This is a genomic window from Blastococcus sp. CT_GayMR16 (assembly GCF_004570875.1).
Lineage (GTDB): Bacteria > Actinomycetota > Actinomycetes > Mycobacteriales > Geodermatophilaceae > Blastococcus_B.
In genome coordinates this window covers 84,385-110,809 of record NZ_SPQK01000007.1, presented here as the reverse complement: position 1 = coordinate 110,809, position 26,425 = coordinate 84,385, and the positions used below count along the sequence as shown (strand labels likewise).

The window sequence follows — 26,425 nt, the reverse complement described above, 5'->3', positions numbered from 1 at the left end:
GTTCACCCGTCGAGCCCCTGGCACGGGAACTGTGCGCCCGTACTGTCCGTCCGGAAGTGGTGACGGCACGGTCTCGCATGCGTGCGTCAGTTCTTCACGGCGACTGCCGAGATGCGCGCGACGAAAGGACCCCCGGTGCGTCATTTCAGTTTCCTGACGCCTGAGCAGGGAGAGGCGTTGTTCCAGCACCTCCCGCAGGCCTTCGACGCCACCTCGGACCGGCGGACGCTCGCCGTGGGCCTGGGCGCGACCCTGTACACGCCGGGCACCCGGCAGAACTACGCGCGACAGATCGGACGGCTGGTCCGCGAGGGCGTCGCCTCCAGCGTGCTGTGCCTGGAGGACGCCATCTCCGACGACGCCGTCGCCGACGGGGAACGCAACGTGATCACGCAGCTGAGGGCGCTGCATGCGAGGGGTGGCGAGGCGCCCCAGGTGTTCGTCCGGGTGCGTCATCCCGATCAGGTCGCCACCATCGTCAAGGAGCTCGAGGAGTCGGCCGCGGCGCTGACCGGGTTCGTCTTCCCGAAGTTCACCGCTGCGACCGGCGGCGACTACCTCGAGGCGCTGGCCGACGTGCGCAGGGGCACCGGTCTCCCGCTGTACGGCATGCCGGTCCTGGAGACCGGGGAGGTGCTCTGGTCCGAGACCCGCGTTCCCGAGCTCCTCGCCGTGCGCGCCCTGCTGGCCGACCACGAACAGGCCGTGCTCGCGGTGCGCATCGGCGCGACCGACCTCTGCGGCCTGTACGGGCTCCGGCGCAGCCCCGACCTCACCGTGTGGGATCTCGCCCTGATCCGCGAGGCACTCGCGGACATCGTCAACATCTTCACCCGGGACGACGCCTTCACCGTCACCGGCGCGGTCTGGGAGTACTTCACCGCGACGCAGCGCCTCTTCAAGCCACAACTGCGGCAGTCACCGTTCGGCCGGCCCGACCTGCCCGGCGCACCGGCACTCCGCTACGACCTGATCCGCCACGACCTGGACGGCCTCATCCGCGAGGTCGTCCTCGACAAGGCGACCGGGATCGTCGGCAAGACGGTCATCCACCCGTCGCACGTCCGTCCGGTGCACGCCCTGTACGTCGTCACGCACGAGGAGTTCACCGACGCCCAGACGACGCTCGGGATGACCGGTGGCGGCGTCACCGGCAGCACGTACTCGAACAAGATGATCGAGAGCCGGCCCCACGCGCGCTGGGCCGCGCACACGCTCCGCCGCGCCGAGGTGTTCGGGGTGCTGCGGGACGACCGGACCTTCGTCGACCTGCTCCACGTCGACGAGGCCTCCCCATGACCGCCGCCCCGGGCCCTCCCGGTCTCGCGCGCCCGCACGCCGGCGCGGAGACGGAGAACTGGGTCAGCACCCGGCTGGGCATCGACCTCGTCGTCCGGGCCTCGGCGGATGCGCCCTCCGCGACCCTCCTCGAGAGCGTCGAGCTGGGTCTGCGACGCAACCCACGACGCGCCCAGCTCCTGGTGTCCCGGCTGCTCGGCAAGCACATCCCGGCCCCGGTCGAGGACGTGCTGGGTGCAGCCCACGCCCTGGGCGGTCTCGTCCGCGGCGTCTGCCGCGATCGGACGCCGGTCGTCGTCGGCTTCGCGGAGACCGCCACGGCCCTCGGCCACGCGGTCGCCGCCGTCTCCGGGGCCGAGGGCGGGGCCGCTCCCTACGTCCACACGACCCGGCGGCCGGCGCCGGAGGGTGCTCGGCCGGTGCAGTTCCTGGAGGAGCACAGCCACGCCACCGACCAGACGCTCGCACTGCTGCCGGACGGGGTCGTCGGCGACGCCGCCATGGGCGCCGACGTGCCCCTGGTCCTGGTCGACGACGAGATCAGCACCGGCACGACGGCCATGAACGCGATCCGTGCGCTGCACGCGGTCTGGCCACGGAGCCGCTACGTCGTCGCCAGCCTGCTCGACTCCCGGACCGGCGGGCAGCGTCGGCAGCTCGAGGAGTTCGGCGCCGACCTGGGCGCGGAGATCACGAGTGTCGCGCTGCTGGCCGGGACGGTCACCACGCCCCCGGACGTGCTCTCCCGCGCGGCGCTGCTGCTGGACGCGCTGCCCTCCCCCACCGGCGCCCGGGGGACACCCGTCCCCGTCGTCCGTTCCATGGTTCCGCTGCCCGACGGCGTCCCGACGTCCGCGGCCCAGGGCTGGGGCTCCCGCTGCGAGTTCCTGCTCGCCGGGGCGATGGAGACGCTCGCGGGCGCCCTACCCGTGTTCCGGGACGGCCGCACCCTCGTCCTCGGCGACGAGGAGTTCATGTACGTCCCGCAGCGCCTGGCGGCAGCCCTGGGCGGGCAGGTGCGCACCTCCACCACCACGCGCAGCCCGGCCGCCGCCGTCGACACCGGGGGCTACCCGCTGCGCACCGTGCTGGGCTTCCCGGCGACGGAGGACCCCGGCCGCGCTGCGTTCGCCTACAACGTCGCGCCGAGCGCGCAGGTGGAGCCCGGCCACGCGCCCGGGTTCGACGACATCGTGTTCGTGACGGATACGCCGGTGACCGCCCACGTCGACAAAGGCCTCCTGCGCCTGCTGGCGGCCAGTGCCCGGCGCAGCGTCCACGTCGTCCAGGTGCGCGCCGGGCAGGGCTCGGCCTCGTGACCGCCCTGCCGCGGACCGACGAGCCCGTGCTGCTGCGCAGCAGCTACGACCCCTCCGAGGTGACCTTCCTGCTCACCGACGTCTCCTCCGCTCGGCTCGAGCTGAGCGTCTCCGAACGGGAGGCCCGGATCCAGGCCGGGCGCAACTACGCCGAGATGCTGCCGGTGGAGTACAGCCCGGACGAGGCGTACCTGCAGTTGTTCGAGGCCGTGCTCACCGACACCGCGGCCGAGGTGGCCGAGCACGTGGGCGTCGTGACCGAGATGGCTCTGCAGGCCCGCCAGGGCCGGCCGGTCCTGGTGTCGCTGGCCCGCGCCGGCACGCCGGTCGGCATCCTGATGCGGCGCTGGGCGCAGCACGCGCACGGTGCGGACCTGCCGCACTACTCGGTCAGCATCGTCCGCGGCCGCGGGATCGACACCGTCGCGCTCGACCACATCGTCGCGCGCCACGATCCGCGGGACGTGCTTTTCGTCGACGGCTGGACCGGCAAGGGAGCCATCACGACCGAGCTCGCCGGGGCGCTGGATGCGTACGAGGCGGCCGGCGGTCCGGTTCTGCCGCGCGATCTGGCCGTCGTCGCCGATCCGGGCTCCGCCGCGACCATGTTCGGCACCCGGGAGGATGTGCTGATCCCGTCGGCCTGCCTGAACTCGACGGTCTGCGGTCTGGTCAGCCGCACGGTGCTGAACGACGAGCTGATCAAGCCGGGGATGTTCCACGGCGCGAAGGTGTACCGCGAGCTCGCCGACCAGGACCGTTCGGCGCACTTCCTCGACACGATCACCCGCCGGTTCGCCGAGGTCACCCCGGCGGTCGCGGCCAGGTGGCCGCTGGAGTACGCCGCCGACCGGACGCCCACGTTCGCCGGCCGAGCGGTCGTGCTGCGACTGCAGGCGGAGTTCGGGCTGCCGAACTGGCACCTGGTCAAGCCGAGCGTGGGCGAGACGACGCGGGTGCTCCTGCGGCGGCTGCCGTGGCAGGTGCTGGTACGCCCGGACCGCCGCGCGGCCCTCCGGCACGTGGTGCTGCTGGCCGAGGCCCGCGGCGTGCCGCTGGTCGACTACCCCGACATGCCCTACAGCTGCGTGGGACTCGTCCAGCCGCTGCCCGGGGCCGACACGTGACCGGGCCTGCTCCCGGGCCGGTCATGGTGACGACCGACCTCGACCGCACGCTGATCTTCAGCCCCCGGGCGACCGCCCAGCTCGGCGGCGCGCTCCCCCGGTCCGTCGTCGAGGCGCTGGACGGGCGGGTCATCAGCGAGATGGCGGACGTCGTGCGGGACGAGCTGGCACAGCTCGCCCGGCTGCCCGCCGCCACGCTCACGATCGTGCCGACGACGACCCGCACCGTGCGCCAGGTGCAGCGCATCGACCTGCCGTTCACGCCGCGGTTCCTGATCGCCAGTTCCGGCGGGGTGGTGCTCGAGGACGGACGGGTCGACCAGGTCTGGGCCGCCACCACCACTCACCGCCTCCGGGAGTGCGCGCCGGTCGCGGAGGTCCGGGCCCTGCTCGACGCGCTGGTCACCGAGGGAACTGCGCTGCGCGTCCACACCGCCGACGACCAGTTCTGCTACGCGATCGTCGACCCCGACCGGTTCACCGCCGATCACGTCGACGAGCTCGCGTCCGCACTGGTCCCTGGGTCGTGGCGGGTCGCCCACCAGGGAAGCAAGGTGTACGTGCTCCCCGACGCACTGCACAAGGCCCACGCCATCGGCTACGTCCGCGCCCGCCTGACCGACGAACTCGGCGAGGTCCCGACCCTGCTGGCTGCCGGCGACACGTGGCTGGACGCCGAGATGCTCGAGCTGGCCGATTCCGGGTGGGTCCCCGCGGGCAGCGAGATCACCCGCTCGGGAGCCCCGCCCTGGCCACAGGTGACGGTCACCGACGCCCCGGGACACGCGGGCGCGGCCGAGATCGTCCGCGCGTGGGTCGGCCAGGTGTCCGGTACGACGACGACCGCCGGCAGGCGCGCCTGACAGGAGCGCCGGCGCGGGGCCCGGCCGGGGACGGTCCTGGCACGATGCGCGGCATGACGACGATGAGCAAGGGCTCGAACCTGCCGGTGTCCACAGCGCGGGTGCGAGCAACGCTGGGCTGGTCCTCCGACGTCGAGGTCGACGCGTCCGCGCTGCTCCTGACGTCGTCCGGCAAGGTCCGGTCCGACAACGACTTCGTCTTCTACAACCAGCCGCGGAGCGCTGAGGGAAGCGTCCGGCACGCCGCCGGGGCGGCACGGGAGGACTCGGTCGAGGTCGATCTCTCGGACATCCCGGAGGAGATCGAGAAGGTCGTGGTCGCGGCCAGCGTCGGCAACGGCACCTTCGGACACATTCCCGGGTTGCACCTGCGGTTGACCGACGTCGCCGGCAACGCCGAGATCGCGCGGTTCGACATCAGCGATGCGACCACGGAGACGGCCTTCCTCTTCGGCGAGCTCTATCGCCGGAACGGGCAGTGGAAGTTCCGGGCGGTGGGTCAGGGCTACGCCTCCGGCCTCGCGGGACTGGCGACCGACTTCGGCATCAGCGTGGACGACGAGCCCACGGCCGCGCCCGCCGCTGCCACGCCGACCCCGGCGACCCCCGCGCCGTCGTCCGTGTCGTTGAAGAAGCAGAAGCAGATCTCGCTGGAGAAGCGGGCCGCCACCGAAGCACCGCAGCTCGTGAGCCTGGTCAAGAAGGCCGCCATCAGCCTGGAGAAGCGGGGCCTGGGTCAGCACACCGCACGGGTGGCGCTGTGCCTCGACATCAGCGGCTCGATGGCCAACCTCTACCGGTCCGGGAAGATCCAGCAGCTCGCCGAACGGATCCTGGCTCTCGGCCTGCGCTTCGACGACGACGGTGAGGTCGACACGTTCCTGTTCGGGGGCTCCGGTCACCAGGTCGAGTCGATGAACCTCTCGAACGTCCGGCAGTACACCGCCGACGTCCTCCGGCGGCACCCCCTGGAGGGCAGCACCAACTACGCGGCCGCGATGAAGCTCATCCGCAGGCACTACTTCGGGGCCGATACCCCGCGCAACGGCCCGCACCTCGACCAGTTCCCGGTCTACGTCATGTTCGTCACCGACGGCGCGACCTTCGACGAGGACGCCGCCCGCGAGCAGGTCCGGTCGTCGAGCTACGAGCCCCTGTTCTGGCAGTTCATGGCCATCGGCAAGTCCTCCCGGGCGCTCGGCAGCGGCGGTGGTGGCCGTCGGCGTGGCTTCTTCGGGGGCGGCGGCTCTCCGTCGGGAGGGTCCCGGGAGTTCCGCTTCCTCGAGGAGCTCGACGACATGGGCGGCAGGTTCATCGACAACGCCGACTTCTTCAGCGTCGAGGACCCGACGCAGGTGAGCGACGACGAGCTGTTCGACCTGCTCATGACGGAGTACCCGGGCTGGCTCGTCCTGGCCAGGGAGCGGGGCCTGCTACCCCCGCACTGACGCACTGGCCGGCCGGCTACTTACGACCGGCCGCCCACTGCATTCCCCATCCGTAGGCCTTGTCGAGGACGTCCTGGCCGCCGTGGATGTAGCGCACCTCGCGGTTCACCGACAGGTCGTTGCCCGTGTTCGTCAGCAGCGCGATCGCGCACAGCGGTGCCTTGGGGTCCGACTCGTCCAGGCGGACCTCGATCGGCGCCCCGTTCGCCGGGTACATCGTCACGACGCCGTCGGCCGCGGCCCAGTTCGGGACGCCCTGGTAGATGAACGCGAAGACCAGGATGCGCCGGATCTCGTTCACCCGGGACAGGTCGATGCGCAGGTTCTCGCCGGCGGTGTTGGTCCCTGACCGGTCATCGCCGTCGAGGCTGACGATCGGCGAACCGCCCTGGTTCTTCGAGGCGAAGGCGTTGCCGAGCGCCTGGACGACGCCCTTCGAGCCGTCGGTGAACTCGTAGAGGCAGGCGAGGTCGAGGTCGATACCGCTCTGCGCAGCAGCGGCCATCCGCTTGAGGAACCCGCCGCCGGCGGGGGCCGCCGGCCGGGCGTTCCAGTTGAGGTTGACGCGCAGCTCTCCGGTGGCCGCCCCGCTCTTGGTCAGCGACACCCGTGGCGCGCTCTTGGTCAGGGTGACCTTGCTCAGGTTCACCTGACCGCTCCCGCCCGAGGGATCTCCGCCTCCCCCTGCCGAGGGCCGCTTGGTGTAGTCGATTCCCATGCCGGTACGCCTCTCCGTCGCGTGCGGTGCGCCCCCGAGCCTCCGCCGGGAACGAGACCGGCCGGCGTCCTTGTCGGGACGCCGGCCGGATGCATCAGACCCGCTGGTGCTCTGCGCCGATCTGCACGTGGTCGCCGTCGCCCGAGGAGTTGCCGTTGCGGCGGCGGCGCAGCGAGCCGATGAAGGCCGCGCCGATGAAGGCCACCCCGATGAGCCCGGTGATCAGCTCGGGGATCTCCCACTCCAGGCTCAGCAAGAGGATGACCGCCAGCGCCCCGATGGCCCAGTGCGCGCCGTGCTCGAGGTACACGTACTCGTCGAGGGTGCCCTGCCGCACGAGATACACCGTGATGGACCGGACGTACATCGCGCCGATCAGGCCGAGCCCGAGGGCGATGATGACCGGGTCGGAGGTGATGGCGAATGCGCCGATGACGCCGTCGAAGCTGAACGACGCGTCCAGGACCTCGAGGTAGAGGAACAGGAAGAACGCCGCCTTGCCCGTGGCCTTGGCCACGGCCGTCGGGCCGCCCTTCCGCGCGGGGACGCCGTCGTTGCCGGCCGCCGTGGCCGCGCGCTCCGTGTGCTCACCGTCGGCGGGGTCGTCGTCCAGTCCGCTGGACTCGAACAAGGAGCCGAGACCGTTCACCGCGAGGTACGTGATGAGGCCCAGGACCCCCGAGAGCAGCACCGAGGACCGCTCTTCCTCCGCCACCAGGAGTTCGGCGGCGAGAACCAGCGAGATCAACGCGATGATGACCGACAGGGCGTCGAGCTTGCCGATGCGCGCCAGCGGGCGCTCCAGCCAGCTGAGCCATGCGATCTCGCGCTCCTCGAACAGCCAGTCGAGGAAGAGCATCAGCAGGAAGAGACCACCGAAGGCCGCGATCAGCGGGTGCGCCTCGTTGAGCAGGTACCCGTAAGTGCCGGGCGCTTTCGGGTCACCCTTCTCCATCGCGAGCTGGACGGCCTCGATCGGGCCGAGGCTCGCGGTGATACCCACGATCAGCAGCGGGAAGACCAGTCGCATGCCGAAGACGGCGATGAGGATGCCGACGGTCAGGAAGATCTTCTGCCAGAACGCGCTCATGCGCTCGAGGACCTTGGCGTTGACCACTGCGTTGTCGAAGGACAACGAGACCTCGAGGATCCCGAGGATCAGACAGAGGGCGACGGCGGACCAGCCGCCGTACAGAAGGGCCGCGGCAAGACTGGCGATGGTGACCCCGAAGGACCATCCGAAGGTGCGCAGGATCACGTGATTCCTTGGTGTCGTGGTGGCAGTGGCGGGCTGCCATGTCGCAGGCCGGGACTGGGGATGGGCTCTCCCGGGAGATCAGCCGACGTTCACACCGAAGTCGACGGCGATGCCCCGCAGGCCCGAGGCGTAGCCCTGGCCGACGGCGCGGAACTTCCACTCGGCGTTGTTGCGGTACAGCTCACCGAACACCATCGCCGTCTCGGTCGAGGCGTCCTCGGACAGGTCGTAGCGCGCGATCTCGGCACCGCCGGCCTGGTTGACGACACGGATGAAGGCGTTGCGCACCTGGCCGAAGCTCTGGCCCCGCTGCTCGGCCTCGTAGATGCTGACCGGGAACACGATCTTCTCGCACTCCGCGGGCACGGCGACGAGGTCGACCTTGATGGCCTCGTCGTCGCCCTCTCCTTCGCCGGTCAGATTGTCACCGGTGTGCTCGACCGACCCGTCGGGGCTGGTCAGGTTGTTGAAGAAGATGAAGTGCGAGTCCGAGAGGATCTTGCCGGACGCACCGAGCATGAGTGCCGAGGCGTCCAGGTCGAAATCAGCACCGGTCGTGGAACGCGCGTCCCAGCCCAAGCCCACGAGGACCGCAGTCATGCCCGGGGCCTGCTTGGTGAGCGAGACGTTGCCACCCTTGCTGAGACTGACGCTCACGATGCTCCTCCTCGAATGACTGCACGATATCTCGGCTCGCGGCGGCGGCGGTCGTGGCAGCCCCGTCGAGCGAGACGGACAGTAGTGCTGCGGGCCGACGATGTCTCGTAAAGCCCGGCGGCCGCCACCGGCAACAGGGCGCCGGTCGCGCAACCGCCCCCAGCCTCGGCCGGGGGCGGTTGCGGCGATCGAGCGATGCGCTCGCGTCAGCCGACGCTGACCCCGAAGTCCTGCGCGATGCCCTTCAGGCCGGAGGCGTAGCCCTGACCGACCGCCCGGAACTTCCATTCCGCGCCGTTGCGGTAAAGCTCGCCGAACACCATCGCCGTCTCCGTCGAGGCGTCCTCGCTCAGGTCGTAGCGAGCCAGCTCCTCGTTGTTGGCCTGGTTGACCACCCGGATGAAGGCATTCCGGACCTGACCGAAGCTCTGACCACGGCCCTCCGCCTCGTAGATGCTGACCGGGAAGACGATCTTGTCGACCTCGGCCGGCACGCTGCCGAGCGTGACCTTGATCTGCTCGTCGTCACCCTCGCCCTCACCGGTCAGGTTGTCCCCGGTGTGCTCCACCGCGTTCTCCGGGCTCTTGAGGTTGCCGTAGAAGACGAAGTGCTGGTCGGACAGGACCTTGCCGTCCGCCTTGGCCAACAGCGCGGACGCGTCCAGGTCGAACTCGGCACCAGTCGTGGTGCGCACGTCCCAGCCGAGCCCGACGGTGACGGCGGACAGGCCGGCCGCTCCCGCCTGCTTGGTGAGAGACACGTTGCCGCCCTTCGAAAGGCTGACGCTCATCTGATTTCTCCAAGGGACTCGAGCGAGCGTTGTGCCCGCGGATGTCTGGGAAGGGTCGAGAAGTCGTGCTGGACGCCGCACGTTCGCGGCGCGGAGTGCTGACGAGAGCTCAGAGACCGGGTGCCCGGCCGCTCACAGGTGCTGGGTGACGGTCGGCAGCAGGTCCTTGAACGTCCGGCCGTTGGCGATGGCGCCGATCGCGGTCATGGTCCATCCGTTGCCGGAGCGCGAGAGCTTCGCCATGACCTGGCTGTTGTGGCTCCCGGAGCCGGTCAGCTCGTACCGCGCCAGCTCGGCGTCGTTCGCGGTCGTGTCGACCAACCGGCAGAAGGCGTTCTCGATCTGGCTGAAGTTCTGTCCCGTGAACGAGTTCACCACGAACACGATCTGGGAGACGGTGGCCGGGACTGCCTGCAGGTCTACGAGGATCGACTCGTCGTCACCCTCGCCTGCGCCCGTGAGGTTGTCGCCGGTGTGCTGTACCGAACCGTCCTTGCTCTTCAACTGCTGGAACCACACCTGATCGACCAGGCGCCCGCTGCTGTCGAAGAGGAGAGCCGAGGCATCGAGGTCCACTGACTGATCCTTCAGCTTGCCGAACATCCCCTTCTTCTTGATCGCATCCCAGCCGAGTCCCATGCGGGCGCGCGTCAAGGTGCCGCCTCCTCGCTTCTCGAGCGAGACGGTCTGACCCTTGCTGAGACTCACCACGTCGTGTTCCCCGTTCGTCGAATGTGCCCGCGCCGTTCCTGGACTGACCGGCCAGGTGACCGTAGCGAAGGTCCCGGCGGATCGGGTACCGGTCCGTCGCCGGGCTCCCGACGGGAGCGCAGCCCGCGTCAGACGCGCGGTCGCGGCGCTGTAGTCGATCGGCATCGGCTATCCCTTCTCGGCGACCCGGCGGCCGCGGTCCCGCTTGTTCTTCGCCAGGCTGGCCACCGTCGTCACCGCGAGGGTCGCCAGGATGACCAGCAGGGAGAGCCAGGTCGGGATCTCGGGGATCACCGTGATGTGCTCGCCGCCGTTGATGAACGGCAGCTCGTTGGTGTGCAGCGCGTGGACGACCAGCTTGGCCCCGATGAACCCCAGGATGACCGCGAGCCCGTAGGCGAGGTAGACCAGCCGGTCGAGCAGTCCGTCGATGAGGAAGAACAGCTGCCGAAGGCCGAGGAGCGAGAAGGCGTTCGCGGCGAAGACCAGATAGGTCTCCTGGGTCAGGCCGAAGATGGCCGGGATCGAGTCGACGGCGAAGATGACGTCCGCAGTACCGATGGCGATCAGCGCGATGGCCAGCGGGGTGATGAACCGCTTCCCGTCGAGCTTCACGGTCATCCGGTCGGAGTGGTACTCCTCCGTCGTCGGCAGGATCTTCCGGGCGAACCGGAGGGCGGCGTTCTCCTGGTAGTCCTCCGCGCCGTCGTGTCCGCCGGACCGCGCCTGCACCCAGGCGGTGTAGATGAGGATCGCGCCGAACAGGTAGAAGACCCAGCTGAAGTTCTCGATAGCCGCGGCGCCGACGAGGATGAACACCGTCCGGAGCACCAGGGCGAACGTGATGCCGAAGAGCAGCACCTTCTGCTGCAGTTCCCGGGGGACGCCGAACCCGGCCATGATCAGCACGAAGACGAAGAGGTTGTCGATCGACAGGCTCTTCTCGGTGATGTAGCCGGCGAAGTACTCCCCGCCGAACTCAGCCCCGTAGAACCAGAAGATCAGCAATCCGAAGACCACCGCGATGCCGACGTACACGGCCGACCAGATGGTGGATTCGCGGAGCGTCGGCGCGTGCGGTGTGCGCACGTGACCGATGAAATCGAAGACCAGCATCGCCACGATCGCAGCGATCGTGAGAGCCCACACCCAGGACGAGACGTCCACAGCCCATACCTCCGGAAACTGGCAACTGTCAGTACCGGAGGTCTCTCCCGCCGCAGGCTGTTCGCCTGCGACCGACAGCACCGGAGGTCATGGGACCTCGTGATGACGACGCTGCCGCGGCCGGGATACTCCCCTCCACGCGCGAACCCCGGGTCGGGCAGCAAGCGTGACGGTCGCACCGCAACCCCGGGTCCACTCGCTACAACGGCGCTCTCGCGCCGAGGGTTCCCGAGCGACGCAACTTCCCGTCATCACGTGCCCGGCGACCGCGCACGACCCTCGGCGCCGGCCCGTGGAAACCGCCCCCGAATCAGCAGGCGCGGACCTCTGTACCCCTGGCACAGCCGTGGCTAGCCTGGCGCGGCGCCTCGGGCCCGACAAAACAGTTCGTCGGAACCGCAGCCCGCTTCATGGGGGAAATTGTGCTCTGGGACATCGCTGAGGCCATCTGGGAATGGGCGACCGACAACCGCAGACGCGCCGTCCGGTTCTTCGGCACGCTCGGGGTGGTGGTCGTCGCCGCAGGGGTGGCGGTCCTCGTCATCAGCACCCGGCCGGTCGCGCCCGAGGCCCTCTGCGGGACGGTGGCCGACCTCGAGGGTGAGCTGGCCGTGTCGTTCGGCAGCTCGACGAACAACGCCGTCTTCGACGGTCTCGCGGATGTCGCCAGCGAGAGCGACAGGCTCGACGACGAGGCCCCCGGCGCGGTCGCTGACGTGCACGGCTCGGCGCCCGCGCTGGAGGCGCTCGCCGACCGGGACAGCATCGGGTACGACGAGGTGATGTCGGCGCTGTACCCCGTCCAGACCTACTGCGGGAACCTGACCATCGCCGCGGCGCAGGAAGGGGCGGCCGTCCAGCCGCAGGTCGCCGAGCCCGTTCCGAGCGCGGACGCAGGCGCTCCCGTGACGACCTCACCTTCCACCACGACGTCGCGTTCCTCCTCGACATCGGCGGCGCCCACCTATTCCCCGGAGGACCAGGCCCTGCTGGAACTCTCGGCCGCGCGCTCGGACTCCCTGCAGGGGTTGGTCCTGGACGAGCGCTGGGTGGCGCAGGTCGCGTCGAAGAGCGTCGGCATCGTCGATCCGTTGCAGACCGCTCAGAACGGGACGCACACCTTCTTCGCGGTGGACATCCTCGCGGAGAGCGAGGCCGCCAGGTCGTCGGCGGGCGGTGCTCCGGTGCTCGTGCTCCAGTCGACGGACTTCGGGAAGTGGTCGGTCGCGGACAACGGTCAGCCGTACTGGATCACCGTGGTCGACGCCGGTTTCGCGAGCAGCGACGACGTCGACGCGTGGTGCGCCAGCACGTACCCGTCCCTCGATCCGGAGGCGCTGGCCAACGCGTGCGCGGCCAGGACGCTCGGCCCGTCGCACTCCTGAGCGGCCGACCGGTCAGTCGGTCCGCGGCCGCTTGCTCTTCGGCAGGGCGGCGACGGCCGCGTCGTAGGACGCGTCGAGCAGTTCACGCACCTCGTCGTCGGGCACCGGGCCGGTCCAGTCGACGGAGTTCCAGCCGTACCGCCCGACCTAGTGGCTCATGGTCACCGCGCCGGGGTACCGGTCCCGCCGCTCGGCGGCCTCGGCGGCGTCGCGGCCGCACTTCACGCTGACCGTGCCGCCGTCCAGCCCGATGAACGCGAAGCCCTTGCCGCCCACCTTGGCGACGAGCTCGCCCTCGCCCCACGGATAGTTGAAGGACCCCGTCCCCCTCCCCCCTCGCACGCTCGGGGCGAGCCTCTGGACGGGGCCGGATCCATCAGGCGTGCGCGGCGTCGAACTGCCGGAGTTCCTTCTTCAGCTCGTGCAGCTCGTCGCGTAGCCGCGCGGCCACCTCGAACTGCAACTCCCGGGCCGCCGCCAGCATCTGCTCGTTCATCTGGGTGATGAGGTCGGCCAGCTCGTTGCGCGGCAGGCCCTGCACGTCGATCGAGCCGGCCTTGGCCTTGGCGCCGGCCCGCTTCGACGACAACCCCGGCACCGGGGCCTTGCCGCGGGACTGCTGCCGGCCCGAACCCCCGATCAGCTCCGAGGACTCGGAGTCCTCGGCCTCGCGGTAGATGCCGTCGAGGATGTCGACGATCTTCTTGCGCAGCGGCTGCGGATCGACCCCGCGCTCGGTGTTGTAGGCGATCTGCTTCTCGCGGCGCCGGCTCGTCTCGTCGATCGCCTGCGCCATCGAGGGCGTGATCTTGTCCGCGTACATGTGGACCTGGCCGGACACGTTGCGCGCCGCGCGGCCGATGGTCTGAATGAGCGAGGTGCCCGACCGGAGGAAGCCCTCCTTGTCCGCGTCCAGGATCGCCACCAGCGACACCTCGGGCAGGTCCAGGCCCTCGCGCAGCAGGTTGATGCCGACGAGCACGTCGTACTCGCCCTGCCGCAGCTCCCGGAGCAGCTCCACCCGGCGCAGGGTGTCGACCTCCGAGTGCAGGTAGCGCACCTTGATGCCCAGCTCGAGCAGGTAGTCGGTGAGGTCCTCCGACATCTTCTTGGTCAGCGTGGTGACCAGCACACGCTCGTCCTTCTCCGTGCGCAGCCGGATCTCGTGGACGAGGTCGTCGATCTGACCCTTGGTCGGCTTCACCACGACCTCCGGGTCGACCAGGCCGGTCGGGCGGATCACCTGCTCGACGAACTCACCGCCGCTGCGGCCGAGTTCGTACTTCCCCGGCGTGGCCGACAGATAGACCGTCTGCTTGATGCGGTCGGTGAACTCCTCCCACTTCAGCGGGCGGTTGTCCATCGCCGAGGGCAGCCGGAAGCCGTGCTCGACCAGGGTCCGCTTGCGACTCATGTCGCCCTCGTACATGCCGCCGATCTGCGGCACGCTGACGTGCGACTCGTCGATGACCAGGAGGAAGTCGTCCGGGAAGTAGTCGATGAGGCAGCTACCCGCCGTACCGGGGGCGCGGCCGTCGATGTGCCGCGAGTAGTTCTCGATGCCCGAGCAGAAGCCGACCTGGCGCATCATCTCGATGTCGTAGGTGGTGCGCATGCGCAGCCGCTGGGCCTCCAGCAGCTTGCCCTGCTTCTCCAGTTCGGCCAGCCGCTGCTCCAGCTCGGCCTCGATGCCGCGGATCGCCCGTTCCATGCGCTCCGGACCGGCGACGTAGTGGCTCGCGGGGAAGACGAACAGCTCCTCCACCTCGCGCACGACCTCGCCGGTGAGCGGATGCAGGTAGTAGAGCCGCTCGACCTCGTCGCCGAACATCTCGATCCGGACGGCGAGCTCCTCGTAGACCGGGAAGACCTCGATCGTGTCGCCACGCACGCGGAAGGTGCCGCGGGTGAAGGACAGGTCGTTGCGGGTGTACTGCTCGGTGACCAGGGTGCGCAGCAGGTCGTCGCGGTCCCGGGTCTCCCCGAGGCTGATCTTCAGCGCCCGCTCGACGTACTCCTGGGGGGTGCCCAGGCCGTAGATGCAGGAGACGGTGGCGACGACCACGACGTCGCGTCGCGTGAGCAGGCTCTGGGTGGCCGAGTGACGCAGGCGCTCGACCTCGTCGTTGACCGACGAGTCCTTCTCGATGTAGGTATCGGTCTGCGGGACGTAGGCCTCGGGCTGGTAGTAGTCGTAGTAGGAGACGAAGTACTCGACCGCGTTGTTCGGCAGCAGTTCCTTGAACTCGTTGGCCAGCTGCGCCGCGAGCGTCTTGTTCGGCGCGATCACCAGGGTCGGCCGCTGCACCTGCTCGATCAGCCACGCCGTCGTCGCCGACTTGCCGGTACCGGTGGCCCCGAGCAGGACGACGTCCTTCTCCCCCGCGTTCACCTTCTCGGCGAGCTCCTTGATGGCCGCCGGCTGGTCGCCCGAGGGCTCGAAGTCGCTGACGACGGTGAAGTGCCCCTGGGTGGGCCGGATGTCGGTGGTCGTGCGCACGGGAGAACGGTACGTCGAGGGTGTGACAGAACGGGTGCGACAGCTTTCTGGGCCGACTGGGGTCCCCGGGACGGGAGGGACGCTCCCGCTACTTGTCCTCGCCGCGGAGCCGCCCTAGCGTGCCTTGTCGCAGAGCAGTTTCCACCACGGACCAGCGCCACCCGCGACTTCCCCGGGCGAGGTCGGTCCGTGGTCACCACCGGCCTCCCGGCCGACCTGCGCACGACGCCCCCCGCGGTCCGCCGCGGGGGGCGTCGTCGTCACCGGAGGTCGCCCCGGGCACCGTCCGGCTCCCCCCACGAGCGGCCCGACTCACACCATCCCCAGGTGTGCGGGACCCTCCACGGGGGCACCCGACAGCCGCCACCACCCGAACAGCCACGCAGCCCCCACCCGCCCCACCGATGAACCGACCCCCGCGCAGCCTGTGCGGCGGGCCACCGGCCCCCGTCCGACGGGGGCGCCAAGCAGAAGGAACAACCCAGGATGACGCAGGTCTGGCCCGGTAGCGCCTACCCCCTCGGGGCCACGTACGACGGCACCGGCACGAATTTCGCGATCTTCAGCGAGGTGGCCGAGAAGGTCGAGCTGTGCCTCTTCGACGAGGAGGGCAACGAGGAGCGCATCCGGCTCCCCGAGATGGACGGCTACGTCTGGCACGCCTTCCTGCCCGGGATCCATCCCGGTCAGCGCTACGGCTTCCGCGTGCACGGCCCCTACGACCCTGCCCAGGGTCTGCGCTGCAACCCGAACAAGCTGCTCCTCGACCCGTACGCCAAGGCCATCGACGGCACGATCGACTGGGACCAGTCGGTCTTCGGCTACGACTTCCAGACCAAGGAGCGCAACGACGACGACTCCGCACCCCACATGCCGAAGTCCGTCGTCACCAACCCGTACTTCGACTGGGGCGTGGACCGGCCGCCGAACACGCCGTACCACAAGACGGTCATCTACGAGGCGCACGTCAAGGGCCTGACGATGACCAACCCGCGCATTCCCGAGGAGCTGCGGGGCACCTACGCCGGCGTCGCGCACCCGGCGACGATCGAGTACCTGACCGATCTCGGCATCACCGCGATCGAGCTCATGCCGGTGCACCAGTTCGTGCAGGACGACACCCTCCAGCAGAAGGGGCTGCGCAACTACTGGGGCTACAACACGATCGGCTTCTTCGCCCCGCACAACGAGTACGCCAGCGACACCGCCGCCGGGCAGCACGTGCAGGAGTTCAAGGGCATGGTCCGCGCCCTGCACGAGGCGGGCATCGAGGTCATCCTCGACGTCGTCTACAACCACACCGCCGAGGGCAACCACAACGGTCCGACGCTGTCGTTCAAGGGCATCGACAACCAGACCTACTACCGGCTGGTCGAGGACGACAAGCGCTACTACATGGACTACACGGGCACCGGGAACACCCTCAACGTCCGGACGCCGCAGTCGCTGCAGCTGATCATGGACTCGCTGCGCTACTGGGTCACCGAGATGCACGTCGACGGCTTCCGCTTCGACCTCGCCTCCACCCTGGCCCGAGAGCTGCACGCCGTCGACCGGCTCGCCGCCTTCTTCGACCTCGTCCACCAGGACCCGGTCGTCAGCCAGGTCAAGCTGATCGCCGAGCCGTGGGACGTCGGCGAGGGCGGCTACCAGGTCGGCAACTTCCCGGCCCTGTGGACCGAGTGGAACGGCAAGTACCGCGACACGGTCCGGGACTTCTGGCGCGGCGAGGGCGACACCGTCGGGGAGTTCGCCAGCCGGATCACCGGCTCGGCAGACCTGTACCAGCACTCGGGACGTCGTCCGTTCGCGAGCATCAACTTCGTGACCGCGCACGACGGCTTCACCCTCAACGACCTCGTCTCCTACAACGAGAAGCACAACGACGCCAACGGCGAGGGCAACAACGACGGCGAGAGCCACAACCGCAGCTGGAACTGCGGGGTGGAAGGCCCCACCGACGACCCGGAGGTCCTCCACCTGCGGGCGCAGCAACGCCGCAACTTCATCGCCACGCTGATGCTCAGCCAGGGCGTGCCGATGCTGCTGCACGGCGACGAGCTGGGGCGCAGCCAGGGTGGCAACAACAACGGCTACTGCCAGGACTCCGAGCTCACCTGGATCGACTGGGCGAACATCGACGAGGGCCTGCTGGAGTTCACCAAGAAGGTCACCAAGCTGCGCACGGACCACCCGACGTTCCGGCGCCGCCGGTTCTTCCACGGGCGGCCGATCCGCCGCGGACACGGCGACCCGGTGCCCGACCTCGACTGGCTCACCCCCGCCGGCGAGCAGATGACCGACGAGGACTGGGACGCCGGCTACGCCAAGTCCCTGGCCGTCTACCTGAACGGTCACGGCATCCGGAGCACCGACGAGCGCGGTGAAGAGGTGGTCGACGACCACTTCTACCTGGCGTTCAACGCGTCGCACGAGCCGATCGAGTTCACCGTGCCCGGCGACGACTACGCGCCGGCCTGGACGACGGTCCTCGACACCGCCGAGATGGGCGAGGTCGAGGAGGTCGAGGTCAAGCCCGGTGCCACGGTGACCGTCCAGGGCCGCGCCATCGTCGTGCTCCACGGCCCGGCGGTCGAAGCCGGGGCCCAGTGAGCGAGCCGAAGGGCGTACCGGCGGCGACCTACCGCCTGCAGGTGCACGCCGGCTTCCGACTGCAGGACGCCGCCGAGATCGCCGACTACCTGGCCGACCTCGGGGTGACGCACGCGTACTCCTCTCCCCTGCTGCGCTCGGCCGAGGGCAGCAACCACGGGTACGACACCGTCGACCACACCCACATCGACGAGGCCCGCGGCGGCCGGGAGGGCTTCGACCGGTTCGTCGCCGCCCTGCACGAGCACGGGCTGGGACTCGTCCTGGACCTGGTGCCCAACCACATGGGCGTCGCCGACGCCGCGGCGGCGCCGTGGTGGTGGGCCGTGCTCCAGCACGGTCAGGAGAGCGCGCACGCGGCGGCCTTCGACATCGACTGGCAGTTCGGCGGGGGCAAGGTCCGCATCCCGGTGCTGGGCTCGGCGGACGACGTCGCGGAGCTGAAGGTGGTGGACGGGGAGCTCCACTACTACGAGAACCGCTTCCCGCTCGCCCCCGGTACCGACAGCGGGACGCCGCAGGAGGTGCACGCCCGGCAGCACTACGAGCTGGTCGACTGGCGGCGCGCCGACTCCGACCTCAACTACCGCCGGTTCTTCGCGATCAACACCCTCGCGGGGCTCCGGGTCGAGGACCCGGAGATCTTCGACGCCACGCACGCGCTGGTGCTCCAGCTGGTGCGCGACGGCGCGGTCGACGGCCTGCGGATCGACCACCCCGACGGTCTCGCCGACCCGAAGGGTTACCTGGCTCGACTGGCCGAGGCCTCGGACAACCGGTGGACGGTCGTGGAGAAGATCCTCGAGCCCGGCGAGGACCTGCCCGGGTCGTGGCGGACCGCCGGGACGACGGGCTACGACGCGCTCGCCGAGGTCGACGAGGTCCTGATCGACCCGGCCGGCGAGCCCGCGCTGACCGCGCTGGACACCGAGCTGGCCGGCCGCCAGGTGGACTACGCGGAGCTCGTGCGGATGAGCAAGCGCGAGGTCACCGACGGCATGCTCGGCTCGGAGGTCGCCCGGCTGGTCCGGGTGATCGGCGAGCTGCCCGGCATCGATGCGGCGCAGCAGATGGAAGCGCTGGCCGAGCTGCTGGCGACCTTCCCCGTGTACCGCAGCTACCTGCCCGACGGGCGCGAGCACCTCGACGCGACGGTGTCCGCCGTCCGCGATCGTCGTCCCGACCTGGTGGCGGCGGTCGACGCGCTGCACCCCGTGCTGGCCCAGGCCGGTTCGGAGGCGGCCACCCGGTTCGAGCAGACGAGCGGACCGGTCATGGCCAAGGGCGTGGAGGACAGCGCCTACTACCGGTGGTCACGGTTCGTCGCGCTCAACGAGGTCGGCGGGGATCCCGACCGCTTCGGCTCCACGGTCGAGGAGTTCCACGCCGCGCAGCAGCGCCGGGCCGAGCGCTACCCGGCGTCCATGACCACGCTGTCGACGCACGACACCAAGCGCAGCGAGGACGTGCGCGCGCGGCTCGCCGTCCTGGCCGAGATCCCGACCGAGTGGACCCGCCTGGTCCGCTGGCTGATGAATCGGCACCCCCTGGCCGACCGGCCGCTGGCCCACCTGGTCTGGCAGAACCTGCTCGGCGCGTGGCCGCTCTCGCGCGAGCGGGCGCACGCCTACGTGGAGAAGGCCGCCCGCGAGGCCGGCACGTCCACGACGTGGACCGAGCCGGACGAGGCGTTCGAGGGACAGCTGCACGGCCTGGTCGACGCCGCGTTCGATGACCCCGCCACGCACGCGGAGATCCAGGAGCTCGTCGACCGGATCGCGGCCTTCGGCTGGTCGAACTCGCTGGCGCAGAAGCTGCTGCAGCTGACGATGCCCGGGGTTCCCGACGTGTACCAGGGCACCGAGCTCTGGGACTTCTCCCTCGTGGACCCGGACAACCGGCGGCCCGTCGACTACGCGTCGCGCCGCAAGCTGCTGGCCTCGCTCGACGGCGGCGAGGTGCCTGCGGTCGACGAGTCCGGGGCCGCGAAGCTGCTGGTCGTCTCCCGGGTGCTGCGCGCACGGCGGGACAACCCCGAGTGGTTCGCGGGATACGAGCCCGTGGCCGTCACGGGGTCGGCGGCCGACCACGTGGTCGCCTTCGACCGCGGCGGGGTGGTGGCGGTCGCGACCCGGCTGCCGGCCGGTCTGGCCCGAGAGGGCTGGGGCGACACGGCGCTGCAACTGCCGAACGGCGCCTGGCGCGACCTGCTCACCGGTGAGCGGATCGTCTCCGACGTCGCCGGTGTCGCGGCCGACCGCCTGTTGGCCCAGCTGCCGGTCGCCCTGCTCGTCCGCGACTGAGCACATCGTCGTCCTCCGGACGACCCCGCGGCCAGGAGCCGTCCCCGAGCGAGCGGAGCCCCCTCGACCGCTCCTCGGGGAGTCTCCGGCCCCCGCTCGTCACGATCAGAAACGGATCGCGTCGATCACCTTCGCGCGGACGGCGATGATCGCGGGAAGCAGCCCGGCCAGTGCGCCCACCAGCGTCGCGGCGACCAGGCCCTCGACGGCCGAGGACACCGGGAAGCCGGGGGTGTCGGCCAGCGGGATGCCGTTGTTCAGGATCCGGTCCAGCGGCAGGTTCCGGACGAGCACGATCGACGCACCCACCGCCGCGAGCCCGGCCAGTGCGGTGGCGCAGACGCTCTCCAGCATCACGGCGGCGAAGATCCGCCCGGACGTCGCCCCGAAGCTGCGCCGCACACCGATCTCCCGGATCCGCTGCCGCACGGTGACCAGCCCGATGTTCAGCACGCCGAGCCCCCCGAGCAGCAGGACGAGCCCGCCGACCCCGCGGACGGCGAGCCGCAGCACCGCGAGCGCCTCCTCCATCCCCTGGGCGTCCTGCCGGTAGGTGTCGACCTGCACGCCCTCGAGCGCCAGCCCCAGGTCGTGACGCACCGTCTCCATGACCTGGTCGGCCTGTTCGTCAGGCACCCACAGCTCGAGCGAGGTCGGGCCGAACATCATCGGATCGGCCGTGGTCGTGTCCCAGGGGCCGGTCGACCGGTCGACCCGATAGGCGACCAGCTCCTCGCCGTAGCCGGCGCGCACGACCCCGACGATGGTGGCCCGCACCGGTGCCGGCCCGCCGATCACCACGGTCGGTCGGGCCGACAGGTCGGGGACACCGAGCGCGCTGAGGAACGCCTCGTTGACGACCAGCGCCGGGGAGAAGCTCTCCCGGTCGCCGTCGGTGAGCCAGCGACCTTCGATCGGCTCGATCCGGTGCAAGGTCCCGTAGGACGGCGACACCCGCTGGACCTGGATCGGCTGGGTGCCGCCCGGCATGCGGAAGAGTCCCTGCTCGTAGCCGATGTTCGCGGCCGACGCGATCCCGTACCGCTCGACCAGGTCGGCGACGGCGTCGTCCCACACCGCCGCGTCCGGGGGCAGGCCGGTCATCGGGTCGTAGGCGGTGACCGCGATGGTCGCCGGTCGGCCACCCTGCCGCTCCCCCTGTTCCTGCTGGACCTGGGCGACAAGCTGCCCCAGCGCCGAGACGGTCGTCATCGCGAACACCGCGAGGAAGACGCCGACCAGCGACAGCACGACGCGGCTCTTGTGCACCCGCACCTCGTCCCACGCCTCGGCGAGGGTGCCCAGCAGCCCCGTCACGAGGTCGCCTCGCCGGCGCTCGTCGACCACGTGCCGGGCAGCCGCGCTGTGTCCATGCGTGCCCTCGCAAGCTCGGTCACGTGTTGCTCCGGTCGGAGGTGGCTGCGCCGAGGGCACCTGCCTCGACCAGCGGCGACAACCGTCCACCGGACAGCCGGTACTGCCGGGAGGCCAACGCGGCGACGGACAGGTCGTGGGTGATCGTGACCAGAGCGGCCCCGTTCTCCGCGGTCGCCTGGGCCAGCAGCGCCATCACCTGCGCGCCGGTCTCGACGTCGAGGGCACCGGTCGGCTCGTCGGCGAGGACGACGCGCGGCCTCCGGACCAGCGCCCGGGCGATCGCCACGCGCTGCTGCTCGCCGCCGGAGAGCCGCTCCGGCACCTGATCGGCGCGGGAACCGAGGCCCACCCGGTCGAGCATCTCGCGCGCCGCGCGGCGGCGGGTCAGGTAGTCGCGGCCCCGGGCGTACAGGAGCGGCGCGGCCACGTTCTCCGCGGCGGTGCGCCGAGGCAGCAGGTTGAACTGCTGGAAGACGAACCCGAACACCTCACCGCGCATTCGTGACCGGCGGCGGGCGCGCAGCGCGTCGGTGGGCTCGCCGTCGAGCAGGTACGTGCCGGACGTGGGGGTGTCCAGCAGCCCGAGGAGATTCAGCAGGGTCGACTTGCCCGATCCCGAACGGCCGACGATCGAGACGTGCTCGCCGGGTGCGACGGACAGGTCGACGCCGGTGAGGATGGGCAGGACGGACTCGTCGGGCAGCCGCACCTCGCGGCTGATCCCGCTCAGCTCGATCAGACTCACGCCGCCGCCTCGCTGACGCTCGTCGGCCACGTCCGCCCGGCTGCTGTGTCTCTGGATGAGCTCGCGCGCTCGCTCATCCGTACGGCCCGCCCATCATCGGGTCCTCCACGGTGTCGTCGGGCACCGGGACGAACTGCATCACCTGGTCGCCCTCGCTGAGCCCTTCGCGGATCTCCACCAGCTCGCCGTCGGTCAGGCCGAGGGTGACCGCCCGTTCCTCCTGCGCCCCGTCGGCGCCGAGCACCCACACGTTGCCCTTCTGCACCGAGCCCTGGACGGCGGTGACGGGCACGACGAGCACGTTCTCCGCCAGCCCGGCCTCGATCCGCATCGTCGCGGCCATGCCCGAGAAGACGGTCACCCCCGCCGGCACCTGGCAGCGAGCCGTCGTCCCGGCTCCCCCGTTGGGCGCCTGCGGGACGGCGACGTCGTCCGGCGTGCTGCCGGAGTCCGCCGCAGCCGCACCGAGCACGAGTCCGGTGCAGGTGAACGGCGCCGGGCCGCCCTGGACCTCGACCTCGGCCGTGCCGGGCGGGGCGAGCAGCCGGAACTGGTCGGCCTGGGTCAGGGTCGCCGACAGCGAGAGGGTGCCGGGTGAGATCGCGCCGACCTTGTCGCCCACGGCGACGACCTGGTCGACGAGCACGTCGAGGGAGCTCAGCGTCCCCGCGGCCGGCGCCGGCACCGTCGCGGTGCGCACCCGCGGCGGGCGCGGCGTCGACGTGGGGTTCCCCTCGGCGTCGGTGCCGGCGATCGGGTCGAGCTCCTCCTCGTAGCGGATCTCGAGGAGGGCCTGTCCGGCCGTGACGGGTGAGCCGGCCGCGACCAGCAACCTCCGGACCGTCCCGGCCGCGGTCGCCTTGAGCGGTACCGCCGCGTCGGCCACGACGGTGCCGGTGACCGAGACGGTGTTGGCCACCGTGCCCCGGGCGACCGGGACCGCCGGCGAGGTCAGTTCGAGCGTCGGGGCGCCGGGCCCGGTCGCGGTGTCGACGGAGTTCCCGCCGCGGAACGCCAGCACGACGAGGGCGACGGCGATCACCGCCCAGACCAGCAGGCGCAGTGCAGGAAACACGATGGTGCGGATCACGGACATGCACGCTCCCTGTGCGCCCGGGTACCAAGCGGTACCGGTATCGCGGGACCGTAGTTGTTCCGAATGGGCGCTGTCGTCCCCCCGGGGACCGACGCGCCGCTACGACCAGGGGTTGACCGCTGCGCGGGCGGGCATGATCGACGCACCGTCCCACCCCACGCTGTTCCCTGGAGGCCCCTGCATGTCCGCTCCCGCCGAGTTCACCGTCTGGGCGCCCCTGCCCGAACGGGTGCGGATCCAGGTCGACGGCGACGTCCACGACATGACCCGTGAGGACGGCGGCTGGTGGCGGGCCGAGCTGGACGCGTCACCCGAGGCCGACTACGGCTTCCTCCTGGACGACGGCGATGGGGCGGGCGGGGAAAGACTTCGACCCGACCCGAGGAGCCGGCGGCAGCCCGAGGGCGTGCACGGGCTGTCCCGCCGCTTCGACCCCGACGCCCACGAGTGGGGCGACGGCGCCTGGACCGGGCGACCGCTGGCCGGCGGCGTCGTCTACGAGCTGCACGTCGGCACGTTCACCCCCGAGGGCACCCTGGACGCCGCCATCGGCCGGCTCGGCCACCTCGTGCGCCTCGGCGTCGACTTCGTCGAGCTGCTGCCGGTCAACGCCTTCAACGGACCGCACAACTGGGGCTACGACGGCGTGCTCTGGTACGCCGTCCAGGAGACCTACGGCGGCCCGGCCGCCTACCAGCGGTTCGTCGACGCCTGCCACCAGCAGGGCCTCGGCGTGATCCAGGACGTCGTCTACAACCACCTCGGGCCGTCGGGCAACTACCTGCCCGAGTTCTTCCCGATCTTCGCCGAGGGCGGCGCCAACACCTGGGGCAACTCGATCAACCTGTCGGGTCCCGACTCCGACGAGGTGCGCCGCTACGTCATCGACAACGCGCTGATGTGGCTGCGCGACATGCACGTCGACGGGTTGCGCCTGGACGCCGTCCACGCGCTGGTCGACGAGCGCGCCACCCACGTGCTCGAGGAGATGGCCCAGGAGGTCGACAAGCTGTCGGTCGCCGTCGGCCGGCCCCTCACGCTGATCGCCGAGAGCGACCTCAACGACCCACGCATGGTCACGCCCCGGGTGGCCGGGGGCATGGGCCTGACGGCGCAGTGGAGCGACGACTTCCACCACTCGCTGCACGCGGTGCTGACGGGCGAGGGCCAGGGCTACTACGCCGACTTCGCGGCGGGCGACCTCGCCGGGCTGGCCAAGGTGCTGAACGGCGCCTTCTTCCACGACGGCACCTGGTCGAGCTTCCGTCGGCGCCACCACGGGCGCCCGGTCGACACCGCGACCCTGCCGGGCTGGAAGTTCCTCGGCTACCTGCAGGACCACGACCAGATCGGCAACCGGGCGGTGGGCGACCGCATCTCCGCCACCCTCTCCCCCGGGCTGCTGGCCGTCGGCGCGACGCTCGTGCTGACCAGCCCGTTCACGCCGATGCTCTTCATGGGCGAGGACTGGGGCGCGAGCACCCCCTGGCAGTTCTTCACCAGCCATCCCGAGCCCGAGCTCGGCAAGGCCACCGCCGAGGGGCGGATCGGTGAGTTCGCCGAGCACGGCTGGGACGCCGACGTCGTTCCCGATCCGCAGGACCCGGAGACGTTCACCCGGTCCAAGCTCGACTGGTCGGAGCTGTCGCAGGAGCCGCACGAGCGGCTGCTCGCCGTGCACCGCTCCCTCATCGCGCTGCGCCACGCGCACCCCGACCTGCTCGACCCCGACCTGTCGGGCGTGCAGGTCACCTGGGACGACGGCGACCGCTGGATGGTCGTGCACCGGGGCTCGCTGCGCGTGGTGGTGAACCTCGCCGACGAGCCGCGGGAGATCGACCTGGACTCACCCGCGGACGACGTCCTGTTCGCGACCGGCGAGCTCCCCGTCCTCGACGGAACGACCGTGACGCTGCCCGCCGAGAGCGCGGCCGTGCTCACCACCCGCTGACGTGCGCCGCCTCCTCCCCGATCCGGCCGAGCTGGACGACGCCGGCCTGATCGAGGCCTACCGGGTGCCGGCCGGGCGGCACCTGCGGGTCAACTTCGTCGCCTCCCTGGACGGCGCGGTGACCGTCGACGGCCGCAGCGAGGGACTCGGCTCCCCGGGCGACCGGCGGATCTTCCGGATCCTGCGGGCGCTGGCCGACGTCGTCCTCGTCGGGCACGGGACGGCGAGCGCCGAGGGATACCGGCCCCTCACCGAGGACTCCCCGGTCGGCCGGCTGCGGACGTCGATCGGCCGGCCGGCGACGGCGTCGATCGCGGTCGTCTCCCGGCGGGCGTCGCTGGATCCCGCGAGCGGGCTGGTCACCGGCGCCGTCTCCCCCACGATCCTGGTCACCTGCGCAGCCGCCGACGCCGACCGCCGGGAGGCCCTGGCCGCCGCCGGGGTGACGGTGCTGGTGTGCGGGGACGACGAGGTCGACCTGCCCCTGGCCCTCGACCGGCTGGCGGCACTGGGCCACGAGCAGGTGCTCTGCGAGGGCGGTCCGGGCCTGTTCCGCGATGCGGTGACCGCCCGGGCGGTCGACGAGCTCGACCTGTCCATCGCGCCGGCTCTCGTCGGCGGCGGGAACCGGCTGCTGCAGGATCTGCCCGGCGCCGTCCGCCTCGCCCTCCGGCAGGTGCTGGAGGAGGACGGGATGCTGTTCGCCCGCTACGCGCTCGATGTCGCCGGAGCCCGGTAACCGACGCCCTGGGCTCGTCCCAGCGCGTCGATCGTCTCCTCGACGGTCAGCAGCACGGTCGTCTCGATCGAGCTGAGCGCCCCGCCGCCGCCGATGGCCAGCGCCACGGCGGCCATCGAGACGTTGTCGGGGGCTTCGAAGACATTGATCCCGTCGTACTCGCCGAAGGCGTACCAGAAGCCGTGCAGCTTCCCGCCGACCGACTCGATGTAGGCACTCGCCGCCTTCCGGCGGTCCTCCGGCTGGGCGATCATCATCGCCCAGGTCTCCGGCGTGTAGCTGAACCTGGTCAGGTACATGGGCATGGTCGCGCCTCCTGGGGAACCCCCCGCGCGGCGACGCTATGACCATCGGCCGT

At 70.8% G+C, this 26,425-nt stretch carries 22 protein-coding genes; 10 read left to right on the top strand and 12 right to left on the bottom strand.

Translation table 11 applies throughout. The features are described 5' to 3' along the window. The first annotated feature begins 177 nt into the window (after nt 1-177). The 5 genes from E4P38_RS10425 to E4P38_RS10405 are packed head-to-tail and all read left to right on the top strand — an operon-like array spanning nt 178 to nt 6,056. Complete coding sequence (locus E4P38_RS10425; protein WP_209309050.1) at nt 178-1,299, top strand: HpcH/HpaI aldolase/citrate lyase family protein; 1,122 nt, start codon at nt 178-180, stop codon at nt 1,297-1,299. Further along, nucleotides 1,296-2,618, top strand: coding sequence for a phosphoribosyltransferase domain-containing protein (locus E4P38_RS10420; RefSeq protein WP_135131746.1), 1,323 nt, complete (start codon nt 1,296-1,298; stop codon nt 2,616-2,618). Before E4P38_RS10425 ends, E4P38_RS10420 begins: the two co-directional genes overlap by 4 nt. Next, nucleotides 2,615-3,745: a cysteine protease StiP family protein gene (locus tag E4P38_RS10415; protein ID WP_209309049.1), complete on the top strand. Its 1,131-nt coding sequence runs from the start codon at nt 2,615-2,617 to the stop codon at nt 3,743-3,745. The genes E4P38_RS10420 and E4P38_RS10415 overlap by 4 nt, the downstream gene beginning before the upstream one ends. Next, complete coding sequence (locus tag E4P38_RS10410; protein ID WP_135131745.1) at nt 3,742-4,608, top strand: hypothetical protein; 867 nt, start codon at nt 3,742-3,744, stop codon at nt 4,606-4,608. The genes E4P38_RS10415 and E4P38_RS10410 overlap by 4 nt, the downstream gene beginning before the upstream one ends. A 53-nt stretch (nt 4,609-4,661) precedes the next feature. Continuing rightward, nucleotides 4,662-6,056 carry a VWA domain-containing protein gene (locus E4P38_RS10405; RefSeq protein ID WP_167760520.1) on the top strand — a complete coding sequence of 465 codons (1,395 nt, stop codon included), beginning with the start codon at nt 4,662-4,664 and terminating at the stop codon, nt 6,054-6,056. Nucleotides 6,057-6,072: 16 nt separating this feature from the next. On the opposite strand, the gene E4P38_RS10400 is transcribed toward E4P38_RS10405, so the two are convergent. The 6 genes from E4P38_RS10400 to E4P38_RS10375 form a co-directional block, all read right to left on the bottom strand. Continuing rightward, a complete protein-coding gene (locus tag E4P38_RS10400; protein ID WP_209309047.1) occupies nt 6,073-6,705 on the bottom strand; it encodes a Tellurium resistance in 633 nt (210 codons plus the stop codon). Nucleotides 6,706-6,868: 163 nt separating this feature from the next. Continuing rightward, nucleotides 6,869-8,032: a DUF475 domain-containing protein gene (locus E4P38_RS10395; RefSeq protein WP_135131742.1), complete on the bottom strand. Its 1,164-nt coding sequence runs from the start codon at nt 8,030-8,032 to the stop codon at nt 6,869-6,871. Between the two features lie 78 nt (nt 8,033-8,110). Continuing rightward, on the bottom strand, nt 8,111-8,692 hold the full coding sequence (locus tag E4P38_RS10390; protein ID WP_348633788.1) for a TerD family protein: 582 nt from the start codon (nt 8,690-8,692) through the stop codon (nt 8,111-8,113). A gap of 203 nt (nt 8,693-8,895) precedes the next feature. Further along, complete coding sequence (locus tag E4P38_RS10385; protein WP_135131740.1) at nt 8,896-9,480, bottom strand: TerD family protein; 585 nt, start codon at nt 9,478-9,480, stop codon at nt 8,896-8,898. A 132-nt stretch (nt 9,481-9,612) separates the two neighbouring features. Continuing rightward, complete coding sequence (locus tag E4P38_RS10380) at nt 9,613-10,188, bottom strand: TerD family protein (protein WP_348633786.1); 576 nt, start codon at nt 10,186-10,188, stop codon at nt 9,613-9,615. 171 nt (nt 10,189-10,359) lie between these two features. Then, entirely contained in the window at nt 10,360-11,358 is a 999-nt protein-coding gene (locus tag E4P38_RS10375; RefSeq protein ID WP_135131738.1) for a TerC family protein, read from the bottom strand. A gap of 422 nt (nt 11,359-11,780) precedes the next feature. On the opposite strand from E4P38_RS10375, the gene E4P38_RS10370 reads away from it, so the two are divergent. Further along, nucleotides 11,781-12,743 (top strand): hypothetical protein, encoded by a 963-nt coding sequence (locus tag E4P38_RS10370; RefSeq protein WP_135131737.1) that lies wholly within the window; start codon nt 11,781-11,783, stop codon nt 12,741-12,743. Nucleotides 12,744-12,890: 147 nt separating this feature from the next. On the opposite strand, the gene E4P38_RS23180 is transcribed toward E4P38_RS10370, so the two are convergent. Beyond that, nucleotides 12,891-13,085 (bottom strand): MmcQ/YjbR family DNA-binding protein, encoded by a 195-nt coding sequence (locus tag E4P38_RS23180; protein WP_209309046.1) that lies wholly within the window; start codon nt 13,083-13,085, stop codon nt 12,891-12,893. Between the two features lie 34 nt (nt 13,086-13,119). Then, nucleotides 13,120-15,243 (bottom strand): excinuclease ABC subunit UvrB, encoded by a 2,124-nt coding sequence (gene uvrB, locus E4P38_RS10360; RefSeq protein WP_135131736.1) that lies wholly within the window; start codon nt 15,241-15,243, stop codon nt 13,120-13,122. Nucleotides 15,244-15,729: 486 nt separating this feature from the next. Here uvrB and glgX point away from each other — a divergent pair, with 486 nt between their 5' ends. Together glgX and treY are read left to right on the top strand one after the other, a co-directional pair. Further along, the gene (gene glgX, locus E4P38_RS10355; RefSeq protein WP_135131735.1) at nt 15,730-17,856 is read left to right on the top strand and encodes a glycogen debranching protein GlgX; all 2,127 of its coding nucleotides are present in this window, start codon (nt 15,730-15,732) and stop codon (nt 17,854-17,856) included. Continuing rightward, the gene (treY, locus tag E4P38_RS10350) at nt 17,853-20,159 is read left to right on the top strand and encodes a malto-oligosyltrehalose synthase (RefSeq protein ID WP_135131734.1); all 2,307 of its coding nucleotides are present in this window, start codon (nt 17,853-17,855) and stop codon (nt 20,157-20,159) included. The genes glgX and treY overlap by 4 nt, the downstream gene beginning before the upstream one ends. Before the next feature lie 105 nt (nt 20,160-20,264). Here treY and E4P38_RS23850 read toward each other — a convergent pair whose 3' ends face one another. The 3 genes from E4P38_RS23850 to E4P38_RS10335 all read right to left on the bottom strand — a co-directional run bounded on the left by E4P38_RS23850 (nt 20,265) and on the right by E4P38_RS10335 (nt 23,377). Next, nucleotides 20,265-21,476: an ABC transporter permease gene (locus E4P38_RS23850; RefSeq protein WP_135131733.1), complete on the bottom strand. Its 1,212-nt coding sequence runs from the start codon at nt 21,474-21,476 to the stop codon at nt 20,265-20,267. A gap of 76 nt (nt 21,477-21,552) precedes the next feature. After that, complete coding sequence (locus tag E4P38_RS10340) at nt 21,553-22,281, bottom strand: ABC transporter ATP-binding protein (protein WP_135131732.1); 729 nt, start codon at nt 22,279-22,281, stop codon at nt 21,553-21,555. Between the two features lie 73 nt (nt 22,282-22,354). Further along, nucleotides 22,355-23,377 carry a secretion protein HlyD gene (locus tag E4P38_RS10335; RefSeq protein WP_135131731.1) on the bottom strand — a complete coding sequence of 341 codons (1,023 nt, stop codon included), beginning with the start codon at nt 23,375-23,377 and terminating at the stop codon, nt 22,355-22,357. Nucleotides 23,378-23,558: 181 nt separating this feature from the next. On the opposite strand from E4P38_RS10335, the gene treZ reads away from it, so the two are divergent. Next, the gene (gene treZ, locus E4P38_RS10330) at nt 23,559-25,328 is read left to right on the top strand and encodes a malto-oligosyltrehalose trehalohydrolase (protein WP_135131730.1); all 1,770 of its coding nucleotides are present in this window, start codon (nt 23,559-23,561) and stop codon (nt 25,326-25,328) included. 1 nt (nt 25,329) lies between these two features. Continuing rightward, nucleotides 25,330-26,067, top strand: a complete 738-nt coding sequence (locus tag E4P38_RS10325; RefSeq protein WP_135131729.1) for a dihydrofolate reductase family protein — start codon at nt 25,330-25,332, stop codon at nt 26,065-26,067. On the opposite strand, the gene E4P38_RS10320 is transcribed toward E4P38_RS10325, so the two are convergent. Next, nucleotides 26,037-26,372, bottom strand: coding sequence for a GYD domain-containing protein (locus E4P38_RS10320; RefSeq protein WP_135131728.1), 336 nt, complete (start codon nt 26,370-26,372; stop codon nt 26,037-26,039). The two genes, E4P38_RS10325 and E4P38_RS10320, sit on opposite strands and share 31 nt — an antisense overlap. Nucleotides 26,373-26,425 lie beyond the last annotated feature (53 nt).